The 25,134-nt window shown below is 66.3% G+C and carries 21 protein-coding genes and 1 riboswitch; of the genes, 7 read left to right on the top strand and 14 right to left on the bottom strand.

Annotation, left to right across the window (positions count from 1 at the left end):
* Position 1 precedes the first annotated feature (1 nt).
* Positions 2–1,513, top strand: coding sequence for a sensor histidine kinase (locus FBY30_RS02390; protein ID WP_142131057.1), 1,512 nt, complete (start codon positions 2–4; stop codon positions 1,511–1,513).
* A gap of 107 nt (positions 1,514–1,620) precedes the next feature.
* The gene (locus FBY30_RS02395) at positions 1,621–1,908 is read left to right on the top strand and encodes a WXG100 family type VII secretion target (protein WP_142131059.1); all 288 of its coding nucleotides are present in this window, start codon (positions 1,621–1,623) and stop codon (positions 1,906–1,908) included.
* Between the two features lie 35 nt (positions 1,909–1,943).
* Here FBY30_RS02395 and FBY30_RS02400 read toward each other — a convergent pair whose 3' ends face one another.
* Positions 1,944–3,098: a ribonuclease HI family protein gene (locus FBY30_RS02400; RefSeq protein ID WP_142131061.1), complete on the bottom strand. Its 1,155-nt coding sequence runs from the start codon at positions 3,096–3,098 to the stop codon at positions 1,944–1,946.
* A gap of 265 nt (positions 3,099–3,363) precedes the next feature.
* Here FBY30_RS02400 and FBY30_RS02405 point away from each other — a divergent pair, with 265 nt between their 5' ends.
* Positions 3,364–4,674, top strand: a complete 1,311-nt coding sequence (locus FBY30_RS02405; RefSeq protein WP_142131063.1) for an ABC transporter substrate-binding protein — start codon at positions 3,364–3,366, stop codon at positions 4,672–4,674.
* A 79-nt stretch (positions 4,675–4,753) separates the two neighbouring features.
* Here the strand turns inward: FBY30_RS02405 and groL are convergent, their stop codons facing one another.
* The 5 genes from groL to FBY30_RS02430 all read right to left on the bottom strand — a co-directional run bounded on the left by groL (position 4,754) and on the right by FBY30_RS02430 (position 9,176).
* The gene (gene groL / locus FBY30_RS02410) at positions 4,754–6,388 is read right to left on the bottom strand and encodes a chaperonin GroEL (protein WP_142131065.1); all 1,635 of its coding nucleotides are present in this window, start codon (positions 6,386–6,388) and stop codon (positions 4,754–4,756) included.
* A gap of 290 nt (positions 6,389–6,678) precedes the next feature.
* Positions 6,679–7,947 carry an ABC transporter substrate-binding protein gene (locus tag FBY30_RS02415; RefSeq protein ID WP_142134834.1) on the bottom strand — a complete coding sequence of 423 codons (1,269 nt, stop codon included), beginning with the start codon at positions 7,945–7,947 and terminating at the stop codon, positions 6,679–6,681.
* Complete coding sequence (locus FBY30_RS02420) at positions 7,947–8,153, bottom strand: cold-shock protein (protein ID WP_142131067.1); 207 nt, start codon at positions 8,151–8,153, stop codon at positions 7,947–7,949. Before FBY30_RS02420 ends, FBY30_RS02415 begins: the two co-directional genes overlap by 1 nt.
* Before the next feature lie 6 nt (positions 8,154–8,159).
* Positions 8,160–8,795: a LytR C-terminal domain-containing protein gene (locus tag FBY30_RS02425; protein WP_142131069.1), complete on the bottom strand. Its 636-nt coding sequence runs from the start codon at positions 8,793–8,795 to the stop codon at positions 8,160–8,162.
* Between the two features lie 51 nt (positions 8,796–8,846).
* On the bottom strand, positions 8,847–9,176 hold the full coding sequence (locus FBY30_RS02430; RefSeq protein WP_142131071.1) for a DUF3263 domain-containing protein: 330 nt from the start codon (positions 9,174–9,176) through the stop codon (positions 8,847–8,849).
* A gap of 95 nt (positions 9,177–9,271) precedes the next feature.
* On the opposite strand from FBY30_RS02430, the gene FBY30_RS02435 reads away from it, so the two are divergent.
* Both FBY30_RS02435 and FBY30_RS02440 read left to right on the top strand, forming a co-directional pair.
* Positions 9,272–10,042 (top strand): uracil-DNA glycosylase, encoded by a 771-nt coding sequence (locus tag FBY30_RS02435; protein WP_142131073.1) that lies wholly within the window; start codon positions 9,272–9,274, stop codon positions 10,040–10,042.
* A gap of 14 nt (positions 10,043–10,056) precedes the next feature.
* Entirely contained in the window at positions 10,057–10,896 is an 840-nt protein-coding gene (locus tag FBY30_RS02440) for a siderophore-interacting protein (protein WP_142131075.1), read from the top strand.
* A 66-nt stretch (positions 10,897–10,962) separates the two neighbouring features.
* Here FBY30_RS02440 and FBY30_RS02445 read toward each other — a convergent pair whose 3' ends face one another.
* The 3 genes from FBY30_RS02445 to FBY30_RS02455 all read right to left on the bottom strand — a co-directional run bounded on the left by FBY30_RS02445 (position 10,963) and on the right by FBY30_RS02455 (position 15,135).
* Positions 10,963–12,450: a threonine/serine ThrE exporter family protein gene (locus FBY30_RS02445; protein ID WP_142131076.1), complete on the bottom strand. Its 1,488-nt coding sequence runs from the start codon at positions 12,448–12,450 to the stop codon at positions 10,963–10,965.
* Between the two features lie 84 nt (positions 12,451–12,534).
* Positions 12,535–13,851 (bottom strand): peptidoglycan bridge formation glycyltransferase FemA/FemB family protein, encoded by a 1,317-nt coding sequence (locus tag FBY30_RS02450; protein ID WP_142131078.1) that lies wholly within the window; start codon positions 13,849–13,851, stop codon positions 12,535–12,537.
* 150 nt (positions 13,852–14,001) lie between these two features.
* On the bottom strand, positions 14,002–15,135 hold the full coding sequence (locus FBY30_RS02455; protein WP_142131080.1) for a lipid II:glycine glycyltransferase FemX: 1,134 nt from the start codon (positions 15,133–15,135) through the stop codon (positions 14,002–14,004).
* Positions 15,136–15,256: 121 nt separating this feature from the next.
* Between FBY30_RS02455 and FBY30_RS02460 the strand changes: the two genes are divergently transcribed.
* Positions 15,257–15,802, top strand: coding sequence for a TspO/MBR family protein (locus FBY30_RS02460; RefSeq protein ID WP_142131082.1), 546 nt, complete (start codon positions 15,257–15,259; stop codon positions 15,800–15,802).
* A gap of 78 nt (positions 15,803–15,880) precedes the next feature.
* Here FBY30_RS02460 and FBY30_RS02465 read toward each other — a convergent pair whose 3' ends face one another.
* From FBY30_RS02465 to FBY30_RS02480, 4 genes are all read right to left on the bottom strand, one after another.
* The gene (locus FBY30_RS02465) at positions 15,881–17,341 is read right to left on the bottom strand and encodes an L-serine ammonia-lyase (protein WP_142131084.1); all 1,461 of its coding nucleotides are present in this window, start codon (positions 17,339–17,341) and stop codon (positions 15,881–15,883) included.
* A gap of 454 nt (positions 17,342–17,795) precedes the next feature.
* Entirely contained in the window at positions 17,796–18,944 is a 1,149-nt protein-coding gene (gene gcvT / locus FBY30_RS02470) for a glycine cleavage system aminomethyltransferase GcvT (RefSeq protein WP_142131086.1), read from the bottom strand.
* Positions 18,945–18,955: 11 nt separating this feature from the next.
* Positions 18,956–21,820: an aminomethyl-transferring glycine dehydrogenase gene (gcvP, locus tag FBY30_RS02475; RefSeq protein ID WP_142131088.1), complete on the bottom strand. Its 2,865-nt coding sequence runs from the start codon at positions 21,818–21,820 to the stop codon at positions 18,956–18,958.
* A gap of 189 nt (positions 21,821–22,009) precedes the next feature.
* A riboswitch (glycine riboswitch) is annotated at positions 22,010–22,107 on the bottom strand.
* 93 nt (positions 22,108–22,200) lie between these two features.
* Positions 22,201–22,737 (bottom strand): TetR/AcrR family transcriptional regulator, encoded by a 537-nt coding sequence (locus FBY30_RS02480; RefSeq protein ID WP_142131089.1) that lies wholly within the window; start codon positions 22,735–22,737, stop codon positions 22,201–22,203.
* Positions 22,738–22,821: 84 nt separating this feature from the next.
* Between FBY30_RS02480 and FBY30_RS02485 the strand changes: the two genes are divergently transcribed.
* Complete coding sequence (locus FBY30_RS02485) at positions 22,822–24,378, top strand: MFS transporter (protein WP_142131091.1); 1,557 nt, start codon at positions 22,822–22,824, stop codon at positions 24,376–24,378.
* Positions 24,379–24,477: 99 nt separating this feature from the next.
* Here FBY30_RS02485 and FBY30_RS02490 read toward each other — a convergent pair whose 3' ends face one another.
* Positions 24,478–24,957, bottom strand: a complete 480-nt coding sequence (locus FBY30_RS02490; protein ID WP_142131093.1) for a Dps family protein — start codon at positions 24,955–24,957, stop codon at positions 24,478–24,480.
* Between the last annotated feature and the right edge of the window lie 177 nt (positions 24,958–25,134).

Consider the following 25,134-nt stretch of genomic DNA (forward strand, 5'->3'; position numbering starts at 1 on the left):
CTTGCTGAAGCGGTGGAAGTCGGCCTCGCTCAGGTCGCAGCTGGTGGCCATGATCATGGCCCTGCTGATCGTGGCCCTGACGGTGACCGGAGCGGTGACCCTGACCCTGCTCCACAGCTACCTCCAGGGCCAGGTGGACGACAAACTGAACGCCGCCGTCGACTCTGCCCGGAAACAGCGCTCATTCACCCAGCTGCAGGCACCCAACCCCATCCCCACCGACTATTCCCTGATGCTCTTCACCCCGGGTGAGCAGCCGTACACCTTTGGCGGGGACCCGGACGACCACCCGGACATCAGCAGCATCTCCGTGGAACAAGCCCAGGCACTCCAGCTGGCTCCCTTCCAGGTCCGCGGGACGGACGGCGAAAACTGGCGGGTGGTGGCGGTGACGGTCCAGAACGGCCCCACCACATCCGTCGTGGTGATCGGGCTGCCCCTGGAGAGCGTCGACGACGTCCTCAAGCATGCCACCCTGGTGGTCACCGGCGTCGGCCTGCTGACCCTGCTGCTCGCCTCGCTCATAGCCAGCTGGACCGTGTCGCGCGCCTTCCGGCCGCTGGCCAGGGTGGAAAAGACAGCCGCCGCCATTGCCGCCGGCGACCTTTCCCGGCGTGTGGAAGTCGAAAACCCTGCCACCGAGCTGGGCCGGCTGAGCAGTTCCCTGAACGCCATGCTGGCACACATCGAGACCGCCTTCGCGGCGCGGACGGCATCTGAAGCAAGGATGCGCCGCTTTGCCGCTGATGCGTCCCACGAGCTGCGCACTCCCCTGGTGACCATCCGCGGGTTCTCCGAGCTCTACCGCCACGGCGCGCTGGCCACGGACGAGGACGTGGCAACCGCAATGGGCCGCATTGAAAGCGAAGCCAAGCGCATGGGTTCCATGGTGGAGGACCTGCTGCTGCTGGCCCGCCTGGATGAGCAGCGGCCGCTGCAGCAAAAGCCGGTGGACCTGCAGCTGGTTGCCCATGACGCGGTTGTGGACACCCAGGCCAGCGACCGTTCCAGGGCGATTACGCTCACGGGACTCGACGGCGGAGCAGCGGCCCCGGCCCCCGTCCTTGGCGACGAGGCCAAGCTGCGCCAGGTAGTGGGCAACCTGGTGGGAAATGCCTTGCGCTACACCCCGGAGGGCAGCCCCATCGAACTGGCCGTCGGGGTCCGCCGGACCGACGGCGGCGAACGCTCCGTCATCGAAGTACGGGACCATGGGCCGGGCATCTCCGAAGACGACGCCGCCAAGGTCTTTGAGCGCTTCTACCGGGCGGACACCTCCCGGACCAGGGAGACAGGCGGCAGCGGCCTGGGGCTGGCCATCGTGGCAGCAATCGTCGGCTCCCACGGCGGCACGGTGCGGGTGCAGAAGACCGACGGCGGCGGCGCCACCCTGGTGGTCAGCCTTCCGCGGCGGGACGACACACCGGGCAGTAACAGCGACGGCGGGGAGGACGCCGCTGACGACAGTACCGCCCGTGCGGCGGCCAGTGACGGATCGATTATCCACATATAGCCGCACCGCCGTGGCTTCCGCCTGGTGCTGCTCCATAGGCTCGTCCCAGCAGCCCGGATCCCCGGGCGCTGGACCCTTGGGGACCCGCCCTAGCGAAAGGCACAGCCATGAGCATCATTTCCGTCGACACCGAATTACTGCAGTTGAAGTCGGCCAACGTCCAGGCCACCGTGGACCGGATCAGCGCCGACGTGCAGACCATGAAACGGGGCCTGGATGAGCTGCAGGGCTCATGGCGGGGTTCCGCAGCCACCAACTTCCAGGCACTCATCACCGAATGGACCATCACCCAGGGCCGCGTGGAAGCATCGCTGGCGTCCATCAATGCCGCCCTGGCGTCGGCGGCCGCCACGTACGCCCAGGCGGAGCAGGGAAACACTCAACGGTTCAGCTGAGGCGGCCCTTCAGCAGCCTGTGGCCCGGTTTCCCGCTAGGCCTCCGGGGTTCCCTGGTGGAACCGCAGCCGCCACCGTCCGCCGTCGAGGACCCACAGCGAACTGCGGAGCGTCGGGCCTGAGCGGGCAAAGCTTCGGTACGTCAGCAGGACCGCGCTGGTGCCGATGCGGTCCGCACCCAGGATTTCAATGTCGGTCCGCTCGCCGGGGTCCTCCTCAAGGGCCATCATCATGGCGTCCCTGGTCCAGACCCGGCCCGAGCTGCCGATCTCCACGAAGTCCGGGTGAAGAAGGATGGCGGTCCGGCCAATGTCCCCGCGCACCAGCGGTCCCAGGAGTTCGCGTTCGAGCTCCTCGACCAGTGCCTCGGGCGGGATGGAGCCCGCCTGCTGCGTTGCCTCGGCCACTTCAAGGGCTTCATCGTCCAGCTCGCTGAACAGGTCCAGTTCGTCGAAAGCCGATACAGGCTGGGGGGCTGGCCTGCGCTGGTTGCCCGAGGATGCAGGAACACCACCGCCGGATGCTGCCGGGCGTCCCGCTCCCCCGCCTGCCGTACCCGGGCGCGCTGGTTCCCTGCGTTCTGCCTGCGTTTGTGCAGGGACAGCAGCCGGAATGTCCAGGGTGGCCGGCGGGAGTCCCATACCGGAAGGCGCCGGTGCTTCCGGGGCACGTCCGCGGCCATCCTGGCCGTGTGAACGGTCCTGGTGCGCGCCCGGGTGGTGTCCGCCGGGGAACCCAGGGCCGGACCGTGCTGCCACGCCCTGCTGGTAGGCCGTGGCCGCGGCCCTGGCCCGCTCGTCGGCGGCCTCATTGAGGTCATGCCCGGCGTGGCCCTTGACCCATTCGAACGTGTAGGTACGCCCTGCCAGTTCGCGGTCGAGTTCCTTCAGCAGCTCTACATTCAGGACAGGTTTCCCGTCAGCCTTGCGCCAGCCCTTCCGCTTCCATCCCGGCATCCACTTGGTAATGGAGTTGATGACGTACTGGCTGTCACACAAAATGCGCAGGTCCTCCCCGGGGAGGTGTGCCGTCGCCCGCAGAAGGTCAAGGACAGCCATGAGCTCCCCCTGGTTATTGGTCCCGTGCGGCCAGCCGCCTGCCCGCCAGCAATTGTCATTCACATACCAGGCCCAGCCGGCCGGGCCGGGGTTTCCCAAGGCCGAACCATCAGCCGCTGCAGTAATCGTCACCAATCCATCCTGCCAGAAGCAGCTGACAATAAGCTGCCGCGGGCGTGCTGCACCCCGTCCTTCTGCGCCTGCCGCAGCGTCGAGGCGCGTCCCGCTTCTCCGGCCTTCATGGTGAGATTTTCGGAAAACGCTTACCGAAAGCCTTGACGAGGTTACCGTCCCGCGAAAGAATCGCAGCACACCAACTCAGAAAGCGGTTTCTCGAATTGTCATCCTTGGCCCCAAGGCTGCCACAGCGCGACGAAACCAACCGGAAGGAACATCAATGACGATTCCAGTAGTAAGCCGCCGGAGGTTTCAGCTTGGCGCTGCGGCCGTGGCTCTATCCATCCTGGCCACGGGCTGCGGTGCCGCCGGCGGGTCCGGCGACAACGGTCAGGTAACCCTGCGGTTCACCTGGTGGGGCAACGAATACCTGAACGGACAGACAAACAAAGTCATCGCCGCGTTCGAAGCATCCCATCCAAACATCAAGATCAAGGCCGAGCCGGGCGAATGGTCCAGCTACTGGGACAAACTGGCAACCAAGACCGCCGCCAACGATGCGCCCGACGTCATCCAGATGGACCAGAAGTACATTGCCGAATACGGCGGCCGCGGCGCGCTGCTGGACCTGTCCAAGCAGAACGGCATCGACACGTCGAAGCTGGACAAGGAGGCACTCGCATCAGGCCAGTACAGTGGCGCGCAGTACGGACTGAGCACCGGCCAGAACGCGTATGTCATCATGGCCAACACCAAGGTGTTTGAAGCAGCAGGCGTTCCCCTTCCCAACGACAAGACCTGGACATGGAAGGACTTCACGGACACGGCGGCGAAGATCAGCGCCGCCGGCGACGGTAAAAACTATGGAGCGGCGTACGGCAGCAACGAGGCCGACCTGATCATTTGGCTCCGCCAGCATGGCGAGAACCTGTACTCAGGGGACGGGAAGCTCGACTTCCAGGCCGCCACGGCTGCCTCCTTCTGGGAGCGGCTCAAGGAGCAGCGCGATTCAAAGGCCAGTCCACCGGCCAACGTCGCGACGGAAGACGCAGGAGCGAGCCTTGAGCAAAGCCTCTTTGGCACCAACCGGGTGGGCATGGCATGGTGGTGGACCAACCAGCTGGGCTCGCTGGAAGCCACCACCGGAAGCAGCATCAAGATGCTGCGCGCCCCGAGCGTGGACGGCGCCTCGGCCAAAAACGGCATGTACTACAAGCCCACCATGTTCTGGTCCGCTTCCTCCCGTTCCAAGCATCCCAAGGAGGCAGCAGAGTTCATCAACTACCTCACCAACAGCCCGGAGGCCGGCGCTATCCTCATGACGGACAGGGGCGTGCCCACCAACAGCGAAATCGTCGCCGCCATCACGCCCTCGCTGAAGCCTGCTGACACCACTGTGGTCAACTTCCTCAAGGACATCGCCCCGGATATCAAGGATGCGCCGCCGGTGCCGCCGGTGGGTGCCGGCAGCGTCCAGAACGTGATCAAGCGCTATACGGATGAAGTGTTGTATGACCGGCTGACCCCGCAGGCTGCCGCTGAAGCCTTCACGAAGGAAGTCCAGGGAATGCTGGATTCAGCCAGAAAGTAATCCGCAGCAAAAATGCGGCCCCCTCACCAGGAGGGAGCCGCATTTTTCTGTTGGCGGGAGGCGATCCCGGCCGGGAGGCTTAGAAGCCGCCCATACCGCCCATGCCACCCATGTCGTCGCCGCCGGCAGGAGCAGCAGCCTTCTCCGGCTTGTCAGCAACCACTGCTTCGGTGGTGAGGAACAGGCCGGCGATGGAAGCCGCGTTCTGCAGGGCAGAGCGGGTCACCTTGACGGGGTCGTTGACGCCCGCTGCCAGCAGGTCGGTGTACTCACCGGTTGCTGCGTTCAGGCCGTGGCCGGCGGGCAGGCCGCGGACCTTGTCGACAACTACGCCGGGCTCCATGCCGGCGTTGAAGGCGATCTGCTTCAGCGGGGCATCGATGGCAACGCGGACGATGTTGGCGCCCGTTGCTTCGTCGCCGGACAGCTGAAGGTTGGCGAACGCCTTGGCACCGGCCTGGATCAGGGCCACGCCGCCACCGGCGACGATGCCTTCTTCAACTGCAGCCTTGGCGTTGCGCACTGCGTCTTCGATGCGGTGCTTGCGCTCCTTGAGCTCAACCTCGGTTGCGGCACCGGCCTTGATGACTGCAACGCCGCCGGCCAGCTTGGCCAGGCGCTCCTGCAGCTTCTCGCGGTCGTAGTCGGAGTCGGAGTTCTCGATCTCGGCGCGGATCTGGGAAACGCGGCCGGCGATCTGGTCGGCGTCGCCGGCACCTTCGACGATGGTGGTCTCGTCCTTGGTGACAACAACCTTGCGGGCCTGGCCCAGGAGCTCCAGGCCGGCGTTCTCCAGCTTGAGGCCAACCTCCTCGGAGATGACCTGGCCGCCGGTGAGGACGGCGATGTCGGCCAGCTGGGCCTTGCGGCGGTCACCGAAGCCCGGAGCCTTGACGGCAACGGACTTGAAGGTGCCACGGATCTTGTTGACGATCAGGGTGGCCAGGGCCTCGCCCTCGATGTCTTCGGCAATGATCAGCAGCGGCTTGTTGGACTGCATGACCTTTTCCAGGACAGCAACCAGTTCCTTGACGTTGGAGATCTTGGAGTTGACGATCAGGATGTACGGGTCCTCGAGGACCGTTTCCTGGCGCTCGGCGTCGGTGACGAAGTAGGCGGAGATGTAGCCCTTGTCGAAGCGCATGCCTTCGGTGAGCTCGAGCTCCAGGCCGAAGGTGTTGGACTCCTCGACCGTGATGACGCCTTCCTTGCCCACCTTGTCCAGGGCTTCGGCGATGAGGGCACCGATCTCGTCGTCACCGGCGGAGATGGAGGCGGTGGCCGCGATCTCTTCCTTGGTTTCGATTTCCTTGGCGGAGTTCAGCAGTTCGGCGGTGACAGCGTCAACGGCCTTCTCGATGCCACGCTTGAGGGACAGCGGGTCGGCGCCGGCGGCAACGTTGCGCAGGCCTTCCTTGACCAGTGCCTGCGCCAGGACCGTGGCGGTGGTGGTGCCGTCACCGGCAACATCGTCGGTCTTCTTGGCAACTTCCTTGACCAGCTCGGCGCCGATCTTCTCGTAGGGATCGTCCAGCTCGATCTCCTTGGCGATGGAAACACCATCGTTGGTGATCGTGGGGGCGCCCCACTTCTTTTCGAGGACGACGTTGCGTCCACGCGGGCCGAGGGTGACCTTAACGGCGTCGGCGAGGGTGTTCAGGCCACGCTCAAGGCCGCGGCGTGCCTCTTCATCAAATGCAATGATCTTGGCCATAACGGCAGTAGTCCTTTCGGGACAGTCGTTAAGAATGAACCTTCGCTGCAGTGCCCGCGACGGACGATCCTTTGACGGCGGCCTCTGTATGCCTCCGCCTGGGGATCTCACTGAAGTGAGGTGTTTCTTTCGCTCCTCGACCGGTGCAGGGCGCCGCCGGCCGGAACCAGGCGTTGCTTTAGCAGTCGGTACGTCAGAGTGCTAACTCAATAATTAGCACTCCCCAGGTGAGAGTGCAAGCGATAAGACGCCGGACAAGGCGCTGGCCGCAGCCCCTTCGCCCAGGGCGATCAGCCGGAGTGTCCAGCTGTTTCGTGCCCGGTGGGGCTTGGGTTGTTGTCCGCTCCGTAGGTGAAGACGGAGAAGGCGGCTGTGGTGATGTCCCCCTTGGCGTCGAAGGCCACCGGGCCGGATTCGCCGTCGTAATTTATGTCCGGGCCCGCGGCGAGGCCGCCAAGGCACTCCTTGTAACTCAGGCAGGGAGCCTGCGGCGCGCCCGTTCCGGAGGCCGCCGTTCCGCCGGAGACGGGAATGAGGTTCGCGGCAATGGACCGGCCCGCGTCATCCTGCGCCCGGGCAGCTGCGAGGGCCGCCAGCGTCACGGCGTCATACGTTTCGGCAGCGTAGGAGACGTCCTTCAAGGAGGGATCCACCGCCAGCAGCTTGGCCTGGAAGCCCGCGGTGGGGAGCTGGCCGGGGACGACAGCACGGGCGCCTTCGAGGGCCCGGGACGGCAGCACGGATCCGTAGCGGGCGAAGGCACCGTCGCTGAGGATGACCTTCGAACCGCTGACGCCGGCATTGTGGAGTTCGGCCAATGCGCCCTGGGCGCCGTCGCGGGCCACCAGGACGACGGCGTCCGGCGCGGCTTTGGCGGCAGAACGTGCGGCTTCGGCGGCATTCCCGGGTTTGAAGCCCACCCCGGGCAGGACCTTGATTCCGGACTGTTGGGCAGCTTCGGTGACGGCGGCGGACAGGTCCTTGCCGTAGGAACCCTCCTGGTACAGCACACTGATGCTGGCGGCACCGGCGTCCTTGGCGAGTTTGGCAAGCACGGGACCTTGTGCGACGTCGGCTGCGGCCGTCCGGAAATAGTAGCCTCCGCTGGCGCTTGTGGAGAGGGCGGCAGCGGTGTTGGCCGGGGAGATGAGCGGCACGTGGGTCCGGGACAGGATGTCCACGGCGGCGGTTGCGTGGCTGGAGTCGGTGGGTCCGATCGCTACGTCCACCTTGGCAGCCACCAAATCCTTGGCCTGGGCTGCGGTGTCCTGGTCCTGGTGCACCGGAAGCAGTTCCACGGGCCGGCCCTTGTGTCCACCGGCGGCGTTGATGTCCTGGATGGCTGCCTTGGCGGCAGCCAGCTGGGGTGCGTTGAGGAAGGCATTGTCGCCGGTGTTGTCAAGGATCAAACCCACCCGGAGGACGCCGTCGCCCGAAGCCTCCGCGGGCTCCGTCCTGGCGTTGCCGCCGGTGCCCGCGCAAGCCGTCATGGAAAGGAGGCCCGCCAGGGACGCGGCAAGCACCGTGCGGACGCGGACCGGGGAGCGGTGAGCCGGCATCATTGCGCGGGCCGGACGTTTTCTGCCTGCGGGCCCTTTTCGCCCTCGCCGAGGTCCAACTGCACCCGCTGCCCCTCGGTCAGGGCGCGGTAGCCCTCCCCCTGGACCGCGGACCAGTGCACAAAGACGTCGTCACCGGAGCCGTCAACGGTGATGAAGCCATAGCCCTTCTCAGCGTTGAACCATTTCACGGTTCCCAGTGCCATGTGCGGCTACCGGTAGCCCGGGCCGAGCACCACCACGAGCGGTACCTGGAATTCGGTACTGCTCACCACTGTGGGGATGTTCAACAGTCCGGCAAGTTCCTGGGCACTGGCCAGTTGCTGCGGGCCGGCATAGAAGATCACGGACGACTTCTGCGGGGCGCCGGACCAGTTGCCTACCTGGCCGGGCCGCCAGCCGTCAGCCTGGACTGTTCCCCCCACGCGGCTGGCCAGCCCCGCCGTGCCGGCGGCGTTGTAGACGGCCACTGGCTGGGTCTTGTCGACGACGGCCTGCTGGTTGGCGGAAGCGCTGGGCTCGGGCTCGCTGCTTTGGGTTGGTGCGGCCGACGCGGACGGCGCCGGGACGGACGCCGGTGCAGACGAGGACTGGGTGGGCGAAGGGGTGGATCCGGTTCCGGCCAGCGGGGCTGATTCAACGGTTGCCGACGCCTGGCTGGCGGTGGAGTTGAAGCCGAGCTTGGGAAGGATCAGGAAGGAGACCAGTCCAATGGCAAGGGCCGCAACGCCCACCGCAAGGATGGGCCACAGCCGCACACGGGACGGGGCCGATGCCGTCCGGTGGACACCTTGTCGCGACGCGGCCTCCGGGACCTTGTCGAATTCATCGCGGGCGTATCTGGTCATGGTGGAAGGACATCCTTGTAGATTGCGGCTGTTGTCCCGGCCTTGGGGCGTCTAAGCGTCGGATCCCAGGCGCCGGGCGGTGCGTGCACGGTGGCGCGACGTACGTAGTCTACGCAATCTCTTCACCAGCATGGGATCGTGGGCCAGGGCGTCCTCGCGGTCGATCAGTGCGTTGAGGAGCTGGTAGTAATGCGTCGCGGAAAGATCGAACAGGTCACGGATGGCCTGCTCCTTGGCCCCCGCATACTTCCACCACTGCCGTTCCAGGGCCAGCATCTGCTGTTCGCGCTCGGAGAGCGAGGACTCACGGAGGGTGAAATCCGCCAGGAGGGACTTCCCTGGATCCTGCTCCGGCAGGTGTTCCCGGGCCGGTTCCGCCACGGCGCACTCCTTCGCTGGTTACGGTCAATGTATCACCCCTATGCTAGCGGCCGAATAACAGGGGTGTCATTTGCGGTGCCTGCAACAATGGAACGATGTTTGAATCGGATGCGCTGTTCGAGCTGCAGCAGGAACCGGCGGACGCCATCAGCTTCGCGGACCTGGCGGAGCTACCGCTGGCGGAGCTCATGGCAGCCGATTGGGCCGCGGCCCTCCACGGCGTGGAAGGGCAACTCCGGAAGGTGCTTACTTTCGTTGCTGCAGAGGAGGCCGCCGGGCACCAAATCCTCCCGCCGCCGTCGAACGTCCTGCGCGCCTTCCGCCAGCCCTTGGCGGACGTGAAGGTGCTCATCGTGGGGCAGGACCCCTACCCCACGCCGGGACACGCCGTAGGGCTGTCGTTTTCCGTCGAGCCGCACGTCCGGCCCCTTCCCCGCAGCCTGGTGAACATCTACCGGGAGCTGGAATCGGACCTGGGCGTTCCGCCGCGCGTCCATGGCGACCTGTCTGCTTGGGCGGACCAGGGCGTGCTGCTCCTAAACCGGGTGCTCACTGTCCGGGCGGGGGCGGCCGGTTCGCACCGTGGCAAGGGTTGGGAGGAAATTACGACGGCGGCAGTCACCGCGCTGGCGAACCGCAAGGCTGCGGACGGGTCCAGGATGCCGCTGGTGGCGGTGCTGTGGGGCAAGGAAGCCGAGGGCGTCCGGCCGCTCCTGGCCGGAGCCCCCGCTGTCAGCAGCGCCCATCCCAGTCCGTTGTCCGCCTCGCGCGGGTTCTTTGGCTCCCGGCCGTTCAGCCGCGTCAACCAACTGCTGCGGGAACAAGGTGCGCTGGACGTAACCTGGGAACTGCCGCCGTCGCCCTAGCTTAGGCTTGCCTTATGAGCACTGTCCCTGCCGCCACCAGCGCCACCAAGAAGAGCCGCCCCCAGGTAAACCTGAGGGTGCTGCGCAAGGAGCAGTTGTCGCCGCACATGGTCCGGATCGTGGCCGGCGGCGAGGGCTTCAGCGACTTCACGAACAACGGGTTTGTGGACCGCTACGTGAAAATCGTCTTTCCACAGCCCGGCGTCCAGTACCCCTCCCCCCTTGACCTCTGGGCCATCCGAGAGACCATGCCGCGCGAGCAGTGGCCCTTCACCCGCACCTACACCCTGCGCTGGGTGGATCCGGAGGCCCGGGAGCTCGCCATCGACTTCGTGGTCCACGGCGACGAGGGCCTGGCTGGACCGTGGGCGGCCAATGCCCAGGCGGGCGACCTGCTCACCTTCACCGGTCCCGGTGGCGCCTACAACCCAAACCCGGACGCGGACTGGTACCTGTTTGCCGGTGACGAAGCAGCCCTGCCCGCCATCGCTGCCTGCATCGAGTCGCTGCCGGCCGAGGCAACGGGGCTGGCCTTCCTGGAGGTCGGCTCCGAGGCCGATATTCAGCCCATCTCCGCCCCTGCCGGGCTGAACATCTCCTGGCTGCCGCGCAACGGGGCACCGGCAGGTTCCAGCGACCTGCTGGTGAACGCTGTGGCCGGGGCCGAGTGGCCCGCAGGTACTGTGGATGTCTTTGCCCACGGCGAACGCGGGTACATGAAGGCCCTGCGCGAGGTGTTCTTCAAACAGCGCGGCCTGGAGCGCCGGCAGGTGTCCCTTTCCGGGTACTGGGCGCAGGGCCGGGTGGAGGACGTGTTCCAGGCCGAGAAGAAACTGCCGGTCGGCCAGATCTAGGCTCCGCCTGCTACGGCGCGGCCGGCTTGGCGGCGTCGCGCCCGGGCTGGCGGCGTCCTGCCCGGGCTAGCGGCGGCGGGCCCGGCGCCGCTCGTTACTGGCCAGGCTCCGGGTGAGTGGACGGGCCAGGACGTCGCCCAGGACGATGCCGCCTGCTGTTCCCAGCACAATGGCCCCGGCACTGAGCATCCCTCCGGCGCCGGCCAGGATCTCGGCTTCTTCAACAGTGAGCACGTACATGGAGCGGAAGATCGTGAGGCCCGGCAGCAGGATCAGTGCCGCGGGTACGGCAACCACAAGCTGCGGCGCACCCATCCGCAGGGCCACCACCCTGGCCAGGAGGCCAATGACGACGGCGGCAATGGCCGGTGAGAACCTGTCGCCGATCCCCAGCAAACCGCACCCGAGCAGCACCAGGTAGCCGGCAACGCCAACGGCCGCCGTGGGCAGCAGCAGGTTCCACGTGGTCTGTTCGGTGATGCCGATGGCCATTACCGCCGCGGCCACGAAGACGACCAGGACCCAGAGATCGTAGGCGGGCGGGAACGTCTGCGTGACGTCGATGCGTTGCAGCCCGGTCAACTCCCCCACCACGAAGGCAACGGCAATTCCCGCCACGATGGCGCCGAAGGTCAGCAGCGTGGACAGGAACCGTCCCGCCGCCGTCACGGGGAAGCCGTTGATGGCGTCCTGCACGGAGGACACCAGGCGCCCGGTGGGGAGGAGCAGCAGGATGCCGCCCACCACCACGATGGACGGCGATGCGGTCAGCCCGAACTGCCACAGCAGGAGGGCAAGGATGGTGACCACGAACGAGCAACTGGCGGTGATGAAGAAGTCCGGGACCCGCCACCGGCCCAGCTGCCTGGCAAGGAGGCTGATGCCGATGTTGGCCACGAACGCGATAATCGAGGACACCGGGCCGCCGCCCAGCACCCCTACGAACACGGCAGCGAAAACACCGAACGCAGCCGTGACCATCCAGCGGGGGTATGGCTTGGGGCTGGTGATGGCCTCATTGAGCCTGCGGATTGCCTCGTCGCGGCCCACGCCGCCGGCGACGATGTCTGTGACCAGCTGGTGCACCTTGGCCAGGCCCGCATAGTTGTTGGTCCAGGAGCGCACCACGCGCAGCAACGCGATGGGGGTCTGGTCCTTGGGCGCGTAGTTGATGCCGACGGACTGGTTGGTGATGTCCACCTCGATGTTCTTCAGCCCCAGGGCGGCAGTGACGGCAATGATGCTGGTTTCCACTTCCAGGGCACCAGCCCCGTAGCGGAACATGGTCTCGGCCAGGTGCAGCGCAAAGTCGAGGGTTTTGCGCGCGGACTGATCCACGCCGCCCACCTGGATGGTGGGGTTGGCGTACGGGCTGCCGGCCAGGCGGTCAACGATACTCAGGGGGGCCGTGGGCGGATTCTCGCCCTGCACCAGGCGGCGGATCATCCGCCGGGCCGCGGCATCCTGGCGGAGCTGCGCAGGAGTCAGCGGTTGGGTTTTGGGCAGGCCGTCAGTTTTGGGCCGGTACCCTGGCTGTTCGGGCCGGTCGTTCATGCCCGCTTCCTCCCTGTGCGCATTGGATAGTGGTGCGCTGGTCGCTTGATGACGCGCTGGTCGATAGTGCGCGGTTGGCTATGGTCAGGCTGCGCGCTTCAGCGGCAGCTTGCCCAACACGGTACGGGCTGCTGCCACGGCGGAGCGGGCCAGCCGGTTGGCGTGGAAGACGGCGGGCCGCACCGGCAGGACGAAGTCGCCCACCAGCTGGACCACTTCCCCACCGAATCCCTTCTTGAATTCGTAGCCGCCGTGGCCTTCCTCGTCCTGCCCGGAAATGCCGAAGGTGCCGTAGAAGTTGTAACGCGGGTACCCCTTCTCCAGCGCGTGCAGCATCATGCCCCAGTAAAGGGAGGTTGCGCCGTTGAAGTAGATGTAGTCCTGGACGGTGCCGCCGATGACGCACACCACCTCGTCGCCGTAGCAGACAAAGTGGATGGCGGCCACGGTGGCGGTCCCCACGGAATCGGGGAACCGTTCGATGTCCTTCAGGCTCCGCTCGTAGCTGTCCACCAGGTCCTGGACCACTTTGAGCCGGTTGGCTTTCTTCTTGCTGCCGGTTTCCTCCACCTCCCGGCGGAGGTCCGCTGCGGTGGCTGATTCCTCGGCCAGGCGCTCCGTGATGGATTTGCGGTAGGCCGGGATGTCGATCTTGGCCATCATCAGCTTGGTGAACTCCGGCGACGTGGTGCGGAGCAGGTGCTCGTAGTAGGCGCGTTCGCGGTAGACAAAGCCCTTTTCGTCACCGGCGCGGCTCAGGGCGCCGTAAAAATCGTCCAGGGTTTCCAGGGTGGCCTGCTCCAGGAAGACGCCGTTCTTTTCGGCTTTCCGGATGGCTTTCCGGGTGCGGTAGCTGGTGCCCATGATCAATTCCTCGGCGTCCTGGATGCCCACGAGGTTCTTGATGAACATCCAGTTGACGTTGACGAAGTTCATGTCCAGCCCCTGGTGCTGGAACCCCAGCCGCTCCAGGTGGGCCACCAGCGGGCGGTTGTCCTCGATTTCCGGGTGCTCGGCGCCGTCGGCGTCCCGGGCGATGTACCGGATGTTGGGCGAGATCCGCAGCTCGGCAGCTTTGCGCCCTGCCGCATGCTTGCGGAGAAGTTCGACGACGGCACGCACCAGCTCCCGGTCCGTGTAGTCCATGAGGGGGCCCTTGGCGCATTCGCAGACGGTGTAGCCCAGGCGGGTGGTGGTGTAGTTCAGCTTTCCGGCGGCGACGAGTTCGCCATCGCGGCGGACCCCGAAGAGCTCCACCTGCTGGCCACGGGCACGCTGGAAGCGGGCAAAGTCGATGGACTGCAGGAAGCTGTTCTGCGGATGCTTCAGGGCGAAGGCCTCGAAGTCGGCGTCGCTGAGGTTGGCGTATTCAAGCCCGGTAGCGGCGGAAACTGTATTCAAGGGGTGACCTTCTTCTCGACTCTTCGCGGCCTTTGGGCACGCACTGTATGGAGGGTTGTTAGGCGGAGGATGTTTAGGCTGGCTGTGTTCGCGGCAGGGCCGGCTTGCCCGGCTTGGCTGCGCTGGATTTGCAGCCCTGCCGGCTGCAGCTCAGTAGAACTGTTGGCCGGTGCGTGCGGTTTCGATCCTGCGGAGCACCTTTTCTCCGCCGTTGACCCACAGCCGGTGCCGGAGCGGGGACAGCACGTAGTCATGGCAGCCCACAAAGTCGGTCACCGTCTTGGTGAAGCTGGTTTTGAACATCCCCATGCCGTAAAGGTTGTGGGTTTTGTCCTTGATGCGTGCAGCCGGCGGCGTCCCGCAGAAGTCGTATTCCGTGCAGCCGAGTTCCTGCATCCGTTTAATGGCAGTCCACTGCACCAGGTGCGAATCCCCGTACTGCTTGCGGTTCTGGGTGGAACCACCGTCCTTGTAGGTGGCCTTGGCACCGTAGTTGATGACGAAGGCGCCCACGCTGGGCTTCCCGTCCTCATACGTGAAGAAGAAGTTGCCCTGGCCGCGGTTGCAGAACTCGTCCCAGAACTGTGCGTAGTAGTCGTAGCTGCGCAGGGGCATGGAACCCTTGGCGTTGACGGTGTTGGCCATCAGGTCGTACAGCGCCCGGTAAGTTTCGGGTCCCTGCTCCTGCCGGACCACCTGGCAGCCCTCCTTCTCAGCGCGCCGGACTGCATTTCTGGCGCGGGAGGAGATGGCTTTAAACACTTCCTCCCCAGTGCCGGAGATGTCCAGCAGGGCGGTGGAGTCGTTGGACTGGATGTTGGGGGCTTTGACCAGCTTGGCCGCCTGCAGTTCCCGCTGCGCGTCCGCGGAGTCGACGATGTCCGGCTCCACCTTGATGGTGAAGACGTTCAGTTTGCTGCTGCGGACGAAAGCCGCGCACGCTTCGAGGGCGGGCCGCAGGTCCGCAGCGTCCGCCAGGTCAGGACCCTTGATGAGGTACCAAAGCCGTCCCAGGACAGGGAAGCGCTTTTCCAGCACCAGGTTGTAGCTGGGGTTTCCGCCGCCTTCCATCACCAGGAACCGGACTTTCCAGCCACTGCCGTTCTTGACTGATGCGTAGGCGGCCGACTGCAGCATGTTGCCGCCGTTCGGGTTGGCCGTGACGTGCTTGTCCCAGTTCTCAATTTCCTCGGCTGTGGCAAAACGTGCGGTGAATTCTCGCAAGGGGGCCGTGTCCAATCGGGTTTGTGCGCGGTTTCGGTACTTCTGGATGCGTGCGGACATGCAGCCTCAAGTCTAAAGCCTGATGCGCTCCCGGCCTTTCCCCGACCCGGTCGGAATGGCCCGTCTCACGCTGCTGGACGCCGTCTTGACGGGGCTTGGGGCGTTCAACAAGGGTGGGGGTATGAGGCCGGATGGGGAAGAGACAGCCGCTCCTGCGGGCACCGGCAGGCAGCCGTACAGCGCCGGGGTTCAGGTCGCTGCGCTTATCGGGTTCCTGGTGGCGTCCCTGGTTGTGGCGGCGTTGGGCGGGCTGGCGTCGGCGGCCAATGTCACCGGCTGGTATGCCACGGCGGACAAGGCTCCCTGGTCCCCGCCGAACGGCGTGTTCGGTCCGGTCTGGACTGTCCTCTACACGGCGATGGCTGTCGCTGCCTGGCTGGTCTGGCGGAAACGGACCAACCGGACCCGGCCGGCCATGACGGTCTATGTCCTCCAGCTGGTCCTTAACCTCGCCTGGACCCCTGCATTTTTTGCCCTGTACCCCGCCCTCGGCACGGCAGCCCTGTGGCTGGGTCTGGCGATCATCCTTGCCCTGATCGCCGCCGTCGCCTTCACGGTTTTGTATTTCGGTCCCATTAGCCGCACCGCCGGGCTGCTCCTGCTCCCCTACATCTCATGGCTGGTGTTCGCCGCGAGCCTGAACTGGTGGGCGGCAGCGCACAACTAGCCGCGGGGCGAACACCGGCTGCATCCGTCAGCCTGTTCTTCCACTCCGGCTTCTTCCACTCCGGGCTGTAGCCGGGTGTCAGCATTCGACGACGTTGACGGCGAGGCCGCCCATGGCGGTTTCTTTGTATTTGTCGCTCATGTCTTTGCCGGTTTCGCGCATGGTGATGATGACTTCGTCGAGGGAGACCCGGTGGGTGCCGTCGCCCCAGAGCGCCATTTTCGCGGCGTTGATCGCTTTGGCGGCGGCGATCGCGTTCCGTTCGATGCAGGGGACCTGGACCAGCCCGCCGATCGGGTCGCAGGTCAGGCCCAGGTTGTGTTCCATCGCGATCTCGGCCGCGTTCTCCACCTGGGCCGGGGTGCCGCCCATGACCTCGGCCAGGCCGGCGGCGGCCATCGAGGACGCGGACCCCACCTCGCCCTGGCAGCCGACCTCGGCCCCGGAGATCGAGGCCTGTTCCTTGTAGAGCACCCCGACGGCGCCGGCGGCCAGCAGGAACCGCACCACCACACCGTCCCGGTCCTGTTGCGTGGCGGTGTCCATGCCGGGGGCGAAGTGCAGCGCGTAATACAGCACCGCAGGGATGATCCCGGCCGCCCCGTTCGTGGGCGCGGTGACCACCCGGCCGCCGGAAGCGTTCTCCTCGTTCACCGCCAACGCCACCAAGTTAACCCACTCCTGCCAATACCGGGCATCGTGCGGGCCCGCGTCCCACGCCGCGTCCTGGTCCTCCTCCCGGCCGTCGGCGCATTCCTTTTTCAGCCGTTCGTACCAGTCCGGGGCCCGGCGGCGGACCTTCAACCCGCCCGGCAGCACCCCGTCCCGCTTCAACGAGGTGGCCACGCAGTTTTCCATCACGGACCAGATATGCAGCAGGCCCGCCCGGATCTCCCCCTCATCCCGGGAGGCCTTCTCATTGAGGAGCATCACGTCCGCGATGCCCAACCCGGTGTTCAGGCAGTGCTCCAGCAGCTCCGCCGCGGTCCGGAACGGCAACGGCAACTCCTCCTTGGACGCGTCCAGTTCCTGCTGCGCCGCGTCCTCCTCACCCTCACGGACGATGAACCCGCCACCGACCGAGAAGAACGTCGCCGCATGCAGGACCTCCCCGCCCGCATCCGCCACGGTGAAGGTCATCCCGTTCGTGTGCCGCGGCAGCACCGTCAACGGGCGCAGCACCATATCGCCCACCCCGTACGGCAACGCCACCCCGCCACCGGAACCCTCCACCACGGCAGCCAGGTTCAACATCCCGGTCTCCGCGATCGACGCCAGCCGCTCCTCCACCTCATCCGGCAGGATCAGCTCAGGATGAAACCCCTCCAACCCCAACAGGATCGCCGTCATCGTCCCGTGGCCATGCCCCGTCGCCGCCAGGGACCCATACAAATCCACCCGCAACGAAGCCACAGCACCCAACACCCCGGCCCCCACCAACTCCTCCGCAAAAACAGCAGCAGCCCGCATCGGCCCCACAGTATGAGACGACGACGGGCCAATACCGATCGAAAAAAGATCAAAAACGCCAACAGCCATGCTGGTTCCTAACTAAGAATCTGGTTCGGTTGGGGTGGCCGGGTTGGATGCACCTGGCCGAATTCCTCCGCGTGCTCGGTCGCGTAGACGCCCGCTAAGCGGACGTGACGCTCCCTTAGACGCACGGCTCCGGAACCCGCCCAGTCGCCAACGGACGTCACCAAAGCGACGCGGCGGCAGGAAACGATGCACCGGGCATAGATTCGGCCGCCCAAGGGAAGTTCACGCACCTTGTCCGCCTACTTCCTCAGCCCTGGCCGCTGGCCAACTCCTCGCACAACTGAAACCTCCGCAGGAGGGGCCGGCGGAGCCGGACTTTTCGAAAGCGTGCTCCCCACCGTCTCCCTAACCTCGCAAGCTCGGCCAGGGAACCCTGACGGCGTGGGCCCAACGCACGCGTGAAAATGTCCGGTCCGGTGGTCCCAAAGCCAGCCACGGACCACCGCGAGGCGCCCTACTTGACCCGCTTGTAGAACGGGAGGTCGACGACTTCGAACGGTTCTGCCTTGCCGCGGAGATCAATTTCCAGGGCCGTGCCGGGTGCCGAGTATTCGACGTCGACGTAGGCCATGGCGATCGGGTAGCCGAGGGTGGGCGAGGGCTGGCCGGAGGTGACTTCGCCGACGGTGGCGCCGTCCTTGAGGACGGGATAGTGCGCGCGGCCGGCGCGGCGGCCCTGGCCTTTGAGCCCCACGAGGCGGCGGCCGGAGGTGCTGCCGGCGCCGGCCTCCTTCTTGGCTGCCAGGGCGGCTTTGCCCACGAAGTCGCCTTCCTTGGAGAGTGCGACGACGGGACCAAGGCCAGCGGCGAACGGGTCGCCCTGCAGCGACAGTTCGTTGCCGTACAGGGGCATCCCCGCCTCGAGGCGGAGGGAGTCGCGGGAGGCGAGGCCGGCCGGAACCAGTTCCCCGTCGTCGGCGATGGCGATCAGTGCCTGCCACAGCGCGGCGGCATCGTGGTTGTCCACGAAGATCTCGAACCCGTCCTCACCGGTGTATCCGGTACGGGCCAGCAGGAGTTCCTTGCCTGTGCCGCCCACCAGGAAGGGAACCTCGACGGCGGCGTAGTACTTCAGTTCGCTCACCAGGGAATGCTGGGCGGCCGGAACCAGGCGCAGCAGGAGTTCCTGGGCCTTGGGCCCCTGCACCGCTACCAGGGAGGTGCGGGCCGAGGCATCATCCACCACCACATCGAATCCTGCGGCACGCTCCTGCAGTGCTGCAGCCACCACGGCGGCATTGCCGGCATTGGGCACCACCAGGAAGACGTCGGTGCCATCCTGCGCGGCGGGACGCCGGTAGGTGATGAGGTCGTCGATGATCCCGCCGTCTTCATTGCAAATCAGGGAGTACTTGGCCTTGCCCACGGCCATGGCAGAGATTTTCCCCACCAGGGCGTAGTCCAGGAACGCGGCAGCGTCCGGGCCGGTCACCCAGACCTCGCCCATGTGGGAGAGGTCGAACAGGCCGGCAGCCTTGCGGACCGCGTGGTGTTCTGCCAGTTCGGAGCTGTACTTCAGCGGCATCTGCCAGCCGCCAAAATCGGTGAAGGACGCGCCCAGCTTCTTGTGCTCGTCGTACAACGCTGTGTATTTCTCGGTCATGGTGGCAGGCCTCAGTTCTCGAACTCGGAGAGCGGCGGGCAGGAGCAGATCAGGTTCCGGTCCCCTGCCGCGCCGTCGATGCGGCCCACCGGCGGGAAGTACTTGTCCTGCTTGTGGTGGGCGGGGAAGGCGGCCTGCTCGCGGGTGTAGGCGCGGTCCCAGTCGGAGCTGACGACGGCGGCTGCCGTGTGGGGTGCGCGGCGCAGCGGTGAGTCTGCAACGGCAAAGTCGCCGTTGGCCACCTGGTCAATTTCCTTGCGGATGGTGATCATGGCCTCGATGAAGCGATCGATCTCGGCCAGGTCCTCGGACTCGGTGGGCTCCACCATCAGGGTGCCGGCCACAGGGAACGCCAGGGTGGGGGCGTGGAAGCCGAAGTCGATCAGCCGCTTGGCCACGTCCTCGGCGGTCACACCGGTCTTCGCCGTGAGCTCGCGCAGGTCCAGGATGCACTCGTGGGCAACGAGGCCGCCTTCACCGGTGTAGAGGACCGGGAAGTACTCGTTCAGCCGCGAGGCGACGTAGTTGGCAGCCAGCAGTGCGGACTTGGTGGCCTCGGTCAGGCCCTCGCCGCCCATCAGCTTCACGTACGCCCAGGAGATCGGCAGCACGCCGGCCGAACCGAACCGGGAGGCGGAAATCGGCACGTCGGTGGCTCCGGTGCCGGCATTCCAGGTGGTGGCGTCGCCGGGCATGAACGGTGCCAGGTGTGCCTTGGCTGCGACCGGGCCCACGCCGGGGCCGCCGCCGCCGTGCGGGATGCAGAAGGTCTTGTGCAGGTTCAGGTGGGACACGTCGCCGCCGAACTTGCCGGGCTGCGCCAGCCCAACGAGCGCGTTGAGGTTGGCACCGTCGATGTAGACCTGTCCGCCGGCGGCGTGGACTGCGTCGCAGACTTCGCGGACGTCGCCGTCGTAGACGCCGTGGGTGGAGGGGTAGGTGATCATGATGCAGGACAGGGCGTCCTTGTTGGCCTCGATCTTGGCTTCCAGGTCAGCGTGGTCGATGGTGCCGTCGGACGCAGTAGCCACGACGACCACCTTCATGCCGGCCAACACCGCGGAAGCAGCATTCGTGCCGTGGGCCGAGGCCGGGATCAGGCAGACATTGCGCTGCTGCTCGCCGCGGGAGTGGTGGTAACCGCGGATCGCCAGCAGCCCCGCCAATTCGCCCTGGGACCCGGCGTTGGGCTGGATCGAGACCTGGTCGTAGCCGGTGATGGCGGTGAGGTCCGCTTCCAGGTCCGCGATCAGTTCGCGCCAGCCTTCGGTCTGGGAGTCCGGGGCGAACGGGTGGATGGAGGCGAACTCCGGCCAGGAGATGGCTTCCATCTCGGCGGTGGCGTTCAGCTTCATGGTGCAGGAACCCAGCGGGATCATGGTCCGGTCCAGCGCCAGGTCCCGGTCCGAGAGCTTCCGGATATAACGCAGCAGCTGCGTTTCGGACCGGTGCGTGTTGAACACCGGATGCTGCAGATAGTCGGAGGAACGCTCGACGGCGGCCTCCAGCCCGAATCCCCCGCCGCCGGCAACGGCATCTCCAGCAACGGTGGCCCCGAAGATGTCGGCAACCTGGGCGACGATGGCCGGCGTCGTGGTTTCATCCAGGGAGATGCCGATGGTGTCCGCGTCGATGCTGCGCAGGTTGATGCCGCGCGCTTCAGCGTCGGCGACGATGCCGGCGGCGCGCCCGGGGACGCGGACCGTCAGGGTGTCGAAGAAGCTCGCATGCAGGACCTCCACGCCGGCAGCGGCAAGCGAGGCCGCGAGGGTGCGGGCATGGCCGTGGGCGGTTGCGGCGATCGCCTTCAGCCCGTCCGGGCCGTGGTACACGGCGTACATGGAAGCGACGATGGCCAGCAGCGCCTGCGCGGTGCAGATGTTGGACGTGGCCTTTTCACGGCGGATGTGCTGCTCTCGCGTTTGCAGCGCCAGGCGGTAGGCGGGAACACCGGCGTCGTCCTTGGAGACGCCAACCAGGCGGCCGGGCAGCGAGCGCTCCAGCCCCTTGCGGACAGCCATGTAGGCGGCGTGCGGGCCGCCGAAGAACAGCGGGACACCAAAGCGCTGGGCGGAGCCGACGGCAATGTCCGCGCCCTGCTCACCGGGAGGGGTGATTAGGGTCAGGGCCAGCAGGTCGGCGGCGACGGTGACCAGGGCGCCGCGTTCCTTGGCGTTGGCGATCACGGCGGACTGGTCCCATACCCGGCCGGAGGCGCCGGGCTGCTGGAGCACGATGCCGTTGATGTCGCCCTCGGGCAGGCCCTGGGACAGGTCTGCCACTTCAACCTCGAAACCCAGCGCCTCGGCGCGGCCCTTGACGATGGCGATGGTCTGCGGCAGGACGTCGATGTCCAGGACGGTCTTGCCGTCCGCAGCGGGCTTGGCTTTGTTGGCGCGGCGCATCAGCAGGACGGCTTCGGCGACGGCGGTTGCTTCATCCAGCAGCGAGGCGTTGGCGATGGGCAGGCCAACCAGGTCCTGGACCATGGTCTGGAAGTTCAGCAGGGCCTCGAGCCGGCCCTGGGAAATCTCCGGCTGGTACGGGGTGTAGGCGGTGTACCAGGCCGGGGATTCAAGGATGTTGCGGCGGATCACAGGCGGTGTGACCGTGTCGTAGTACCCTTGGCCGATCAGCTGGACGGCGGTCTTGTTCTTCCCGGCAAGCTTCCGCAGCTCCGTGAGGACCTCGACCTCGCTGAGGGCGTCCTGAAGCCGGAGGGCGGTTTCCTGGCGGATGACCTTGGGAACGGCCGTGTCCACCAGGGAGTCGAGGGTGTCGTAGCCCACGGCTTTGAGCATGGTGTCGACGTCGGCCTGGCGGCGCGCACCGATATGGCGGTCTACGAAGGTGGTGGAGGCTGGGGTAACCGGCACGAAGGAACTCCATTTACTCAGGCGGCGCAGGGTACGCCACAGCTATTCGGGTTCCTCCCCGCTCTGTATTGGACCTGAGAGTTTCCGCGGTGCCTGCCTGGCAGGATCCGCTTGCACCGTCGGTGAGCACAACAGTTCTTCGGCTCCCCAAGGGAGGAAGGGCAACTGCCTGCTGCTTTCCAGAGGCGCCTCGCCGCGGCGGTACAGGGGCCTGCGAGATTCCTGGGGAGGATTTGCTCCTACGGCGCCTGCCTGTACTTTCGGCAGAACTCTCCCGCCGCAGATCAAAGGCTATTCATTTGTTGGGTCATGACGGCCGGTGGCAGCCCTCACAACTCTCCATTGTCCTACGCCCCGCCCCTCCCGGCAAATGGCAAATCCTACCGGCGGAGCCGCTCCAGGGCAGCAAGGAGTTCCTCCACGTCAGCGGCCGCTCCCCCCGCCGGCGCAGGCGCCACTGACAGCATGGCGTTGAAGTACAGGCCGTCGCCCATATAGAGGACCGCCTTCGCCAGTCCCGGACCAACATCCGCGGCAATCTCGTCCAGCCAGCGCTGCTGGATGGCCGCGAACCGGCGCCGCGTCTCCTCATGCGCCACCTCGGCAAGCCTGGTGGCGGCAACGATGGCCCGGTCCAGTGGAGTGTCGGCCCACACCGAGGAACGGATGAAGTACGCGGCGGCACCTTCGCCGGCCGAGGCCATGGCATCGGCATCCTCCCGGGCCAGGCCCTCCAGCCGGTCCAGCAGTACGGCAATGAGCGCTTCCTTGTTGGGAAAGTGGTAGAGCAGGCCGCCCTTGGACACGCCGGCCTTCCGGGCGACTGCGTCAAGGGTGGCGGCGCGCTCCCCCACTTCGATCAGCAGGGATTCGAAGGCATCAAGGACCGCGTCGCGGGCTACAGGCTTCCGGGGCATGCCTCCCATCATGCCCTTCCCCGGGCGGGAAGGCGGAACCGGCAGGAGTTTCAAACTATACCGTCTGGACGGTATAGTTATTTCATGACGACTTCCACCAGCCCTGTGCCCGCACGCACGGACAAGAACGCCCCGCGGCAGCCGTGGCGCGATTGGCTGGCGCTGGGGCTGCTGATGTTTCCCGTACTGCTGGTGGCCGTGGACAATACGGCGCTGACATTTGCACTGCCGGCCATCGCCCGCGCGCTGGAGCCGTCCGGCGTGCAGCTGCTGTGGATTGTGGACGCCTATCCCCTGGTGCTGGCCGGCCTGCTGGTATCCATGGGAAGCCTGGGCGACCGGATTGGCCGGCGGCGGCTCCTGGTTGTCGGCAGCATTGGCTTCGCCGCCGTCTCTGCCGCGACCGCCTTTGCCCCAACGCCGCAGTGGCTGATCGCCGGCCGCGCGGCCCTGGGCTTCTTCGGGGCCATGCTGATGCCGTCCACACTGTCGCTGATCCGCAACATCTTTCCGGAGCCCAACCGCCGGAGGCTCGCCGTCGCCATCTGGGCTGCGGGGTTCTGCGGCGGTGCGGCCCTGGGGCCCATTGTCGGCGGCTGGCTGGTGGAGCACTACTGGTGGGGCGCAGTCTTCCTGGCAGCGGTGCCCCTGATGGTTCCGCTGCTGGTATTGGGGCCGGCCCTGATCCCGGAGTCGAAGGATCCCGCACCGGGAAAGGTGGACATCCCCAGCATCCTGCTCTCCATGCTGGTCATGGTGCCCGTGGTGTACGGCATCAAGGCCGTTGCCACGGAGGGGCCGGAGGCAGCAGGACTGGGCGCGATCGCCTTTGGCCTGGCCATGGGAGTGATGTTCGTGCAGCGCCAGCTGCGCCTGGAGCATCCACTGCTGGACATGTCCCTGTTCCGCAACAGGGTCTTCAGCATGGCCATCAGCGCCAACATCCTGGCACTGTTTTCCTTCAACGGGTTCATCCTGTTCCTTGCCCAGCACCTGCAGCTCCTCGAAGGAATGAGTCCCTCCGCGGCAGGCGTTGCCATGGTCCCCGCACTGGCGGCCACGGTGGTGGCCGGCCTGGTGGTGGTGCCGCTGGTCCGCAAGGTCCGGCCCGGGTACGTGGTGGCTGCCGGGCTGGCGTTCAGCGCCGCTGGCTACAGCATGGTGACGTTCGGAGACCACGACGGCGGCCCTTCGCTGCTGCTGGCAGCCCTCCTGGTGCTGGCGCTGGGCGTGGGCACGGCGGAGACCATCTCCAACGACCTCATCCTGGGTGCCGCCCCGCCGGCCAAGTCGGGGGCGGCCGCGGCAATTTCCGAGACGGGCTATGAGGTGGGTTCGCTGCTGGGGACAGCCGTCCTGGGATCCATCCTGACCGCCTCCTACCAGCAGAACCTTCGGCTGCCCGCGGGGCTGGAGGGCATACTGCCCGGGCCCACCCTGCACAACGCCGGGGAGACACTGGCGGGCGCCGTGGAGGCGGCCAACCTCCTGCCCGCATCGCTCGGTGGAATGGTCCTGGATGCCGCCGCAGCAGCGTTCGACTCGGGTGTGCACGTGACCGCGGCAATTGGGCTGGTACTGATGGCGGCGGCGGCAGTCCTCGCCGCCGTCGTGCTTCGCAAAGTGCCAAAAGCGGCGTAGCGGACGCCCACGGGAGTCCAGAAACGGACGGCCGGGCATGCAAAAGCGCCCGGCACTGAGGAGGAATGCCTCAGCGCCGAGCGCCCCGTGAAATACCCGCTACTTTGAGTCGGCAGCCGTGACCTTGGCAGTGGGCTTCATGTTCTCCGCCTGCACCATCCAGGCGAACTGCTCCAGCCTTGCGATGAACTCGTGCAGGAGGTCCGCGGAGGTTGGGTCCTCCTCGTCCACTTCGTCATGGACCTTGCGCATGGTGCCCACGGCAGCTTCCATGGCGGCGACGATCCGCTCGATGGCATCCTCGGTGCTGATCAGCCCTTCCGGGAACTGGGCCAGGCTGGTGGTTTCGGCGACAGTGGAGCTGCGGCCGTCCGGAAGCGCATGCAGGGCGCGCATCCGCTCAGCGGTATCGTCGGCGAACTGGCGGGCGGCGTCCACGATCTCGTCCAACTGCAGGTGGAGGTCGCGGAAGTTGGTGCCCACGATGTTCCAGTGCGCCTGCTTGCCCTGGACGTGGAGCTCGATCAGGTCCGCAAGGACAGCCTGCAGGTTGTTGGTCAGTGTGGGTGAAGCTTTCATGCATCCTCCTCAAGTGGTCCAATACGCCAGACGCTACCAGCCACGGAGAGTGCGGTGGCAGGGCTTCGGGCGATTTATCAGTGAGCTTACTAATTTCGAAAAGGAGTCACAAACGAACGTGATTCATATTGCGTCTTGCATCACACGCCGGGCACCCCCATACTAAATGAACGCCAT

The sequence above is a fragment of the Arthrobacter sp. SLBN-83 genome (assembly GCF_006715285.1).
Classification (GTDB): Bacteria; Actinomycetota; Actinomycetes; order Actinomycetales; family Micrococcaceae; genus Arthrobacter.

Excerpts from the sequence above, each read along its gene's own strand:
- FBY30_RS02395 (WP_142131059.1), top strand. The coding sequence starts at position 1,621 with ATGAGCATCATTTCCGTCGACACCGAATTACTGCAGTTGAAGTCGGCC.
- FBY30_RS02405 (WP_142131063.1), top strand. The coding sequence starts at position 3,364 with ATGACGATTCCAGTAGTAAGCCGCCGGAGGTTTCAGCTTGGCGCTGCG.
- groL (WP_142131065.1), bottom strand. The coding sequence starts at position 6,388 with ATGGCCAAGATCATTGCATTTGATGAAGAGGCACGCCGCGGCCTTGAG.
- FBY30_RS02415 (WP_142134834.1), bottom strand. The coding sequence starts at position 7,947 with ATGCCGGCTCACCGCTCCCCGGTCCGCGTCCGCACGGTGCTTGCCGCG.
- FBY30_RS02420 (WP_142131067.1), bottom strand. The coding sequence starts at position 8,153 with ATGGCACTGGGAACCGTGAAATGGTTCAACGCTGAGAAGGGCTATGGC.
- FBY30_RS02425 (WP_142131069.1), bottom strand. The coding sequence starts at position 8,795 with ATGACCAGATACGCCCGCGATGAATTCGACAAGGTCCCGGAGGCCGCG.
- FBY30_RS02435 (WP_142131073.1), top strand. The coding sequence starts at position 9,272 with ATGTTTGAATCGGATGCGCTGTTCGAGCTGCAGCAGGAACCGGCGGAC.
- FBY30_RS02440 (WP_142131075.1), top strand. The coding sequence starts at position 10,057 with ATGAGCACTGTCCCTGCCGCCACCAGCGCCACCAAGAAGAGCCGCCCC.
- FBY30_RS02445 (WP_142131076.1), bottom strand. The coding sequence starts at position 12,450 with ATGAACGACCGGCCCGAACAGCCAGGGTACCGGCCCAAAACTGACGGC.
- FBY30_RS02455 (WP_142131080.1), bottom strand. The coding sequence starts at position 15,135 with ATGTCCGCACGCATCCAGAAGTACCGAAACCGCGCACAAACCCGATTG.
- FBY30_RS02460 (WP_142131082.1), top strand. The coding sequence starts at position 15,257 with ATGAGGCCGGATGGGGAAGAGACAGCCGCTCCTGCGGGCACCGGCAGG.
- FBY30_RS02465 (WP_142131084.1), bottom strand. The coding sequence starts at position 17,341 with ATGGCTGTTGGCGTTTTTGATCTTTTTTCGATCGGTATTGGCCCGTCG.
- gcvT (WP_142131086.1), bottom strand. The coding sequence starts at position 18,944 with ATGACCGAGAAATACACAGCGTTGTACGACGAGCACAAGAAGCTGGGC.
- FBY30_RS02480 (WP_142131089.1), bottom strand. The coding sequence starts at position 22,737 with ATGCCCCGGAAGCCTGTAGCCCGCGACGCGGTCCTTGATGCCTTCGAA.
- FBY30_RS02485 (WP_142131091.1), top strand. The coding sequence starts at position 22,822 with ATGACGACTTCCACCAGCCCTGTGCCCGCACGCACGGACAAGAACGCC.
- FBY30_RS02490 (WP_142131093.1), bottom strand. The coding sequence starts at position 24,957 with ATGAAAGCTTCACCCACACTGACCAACAACCTGCAGGCTGTCCTTGCG.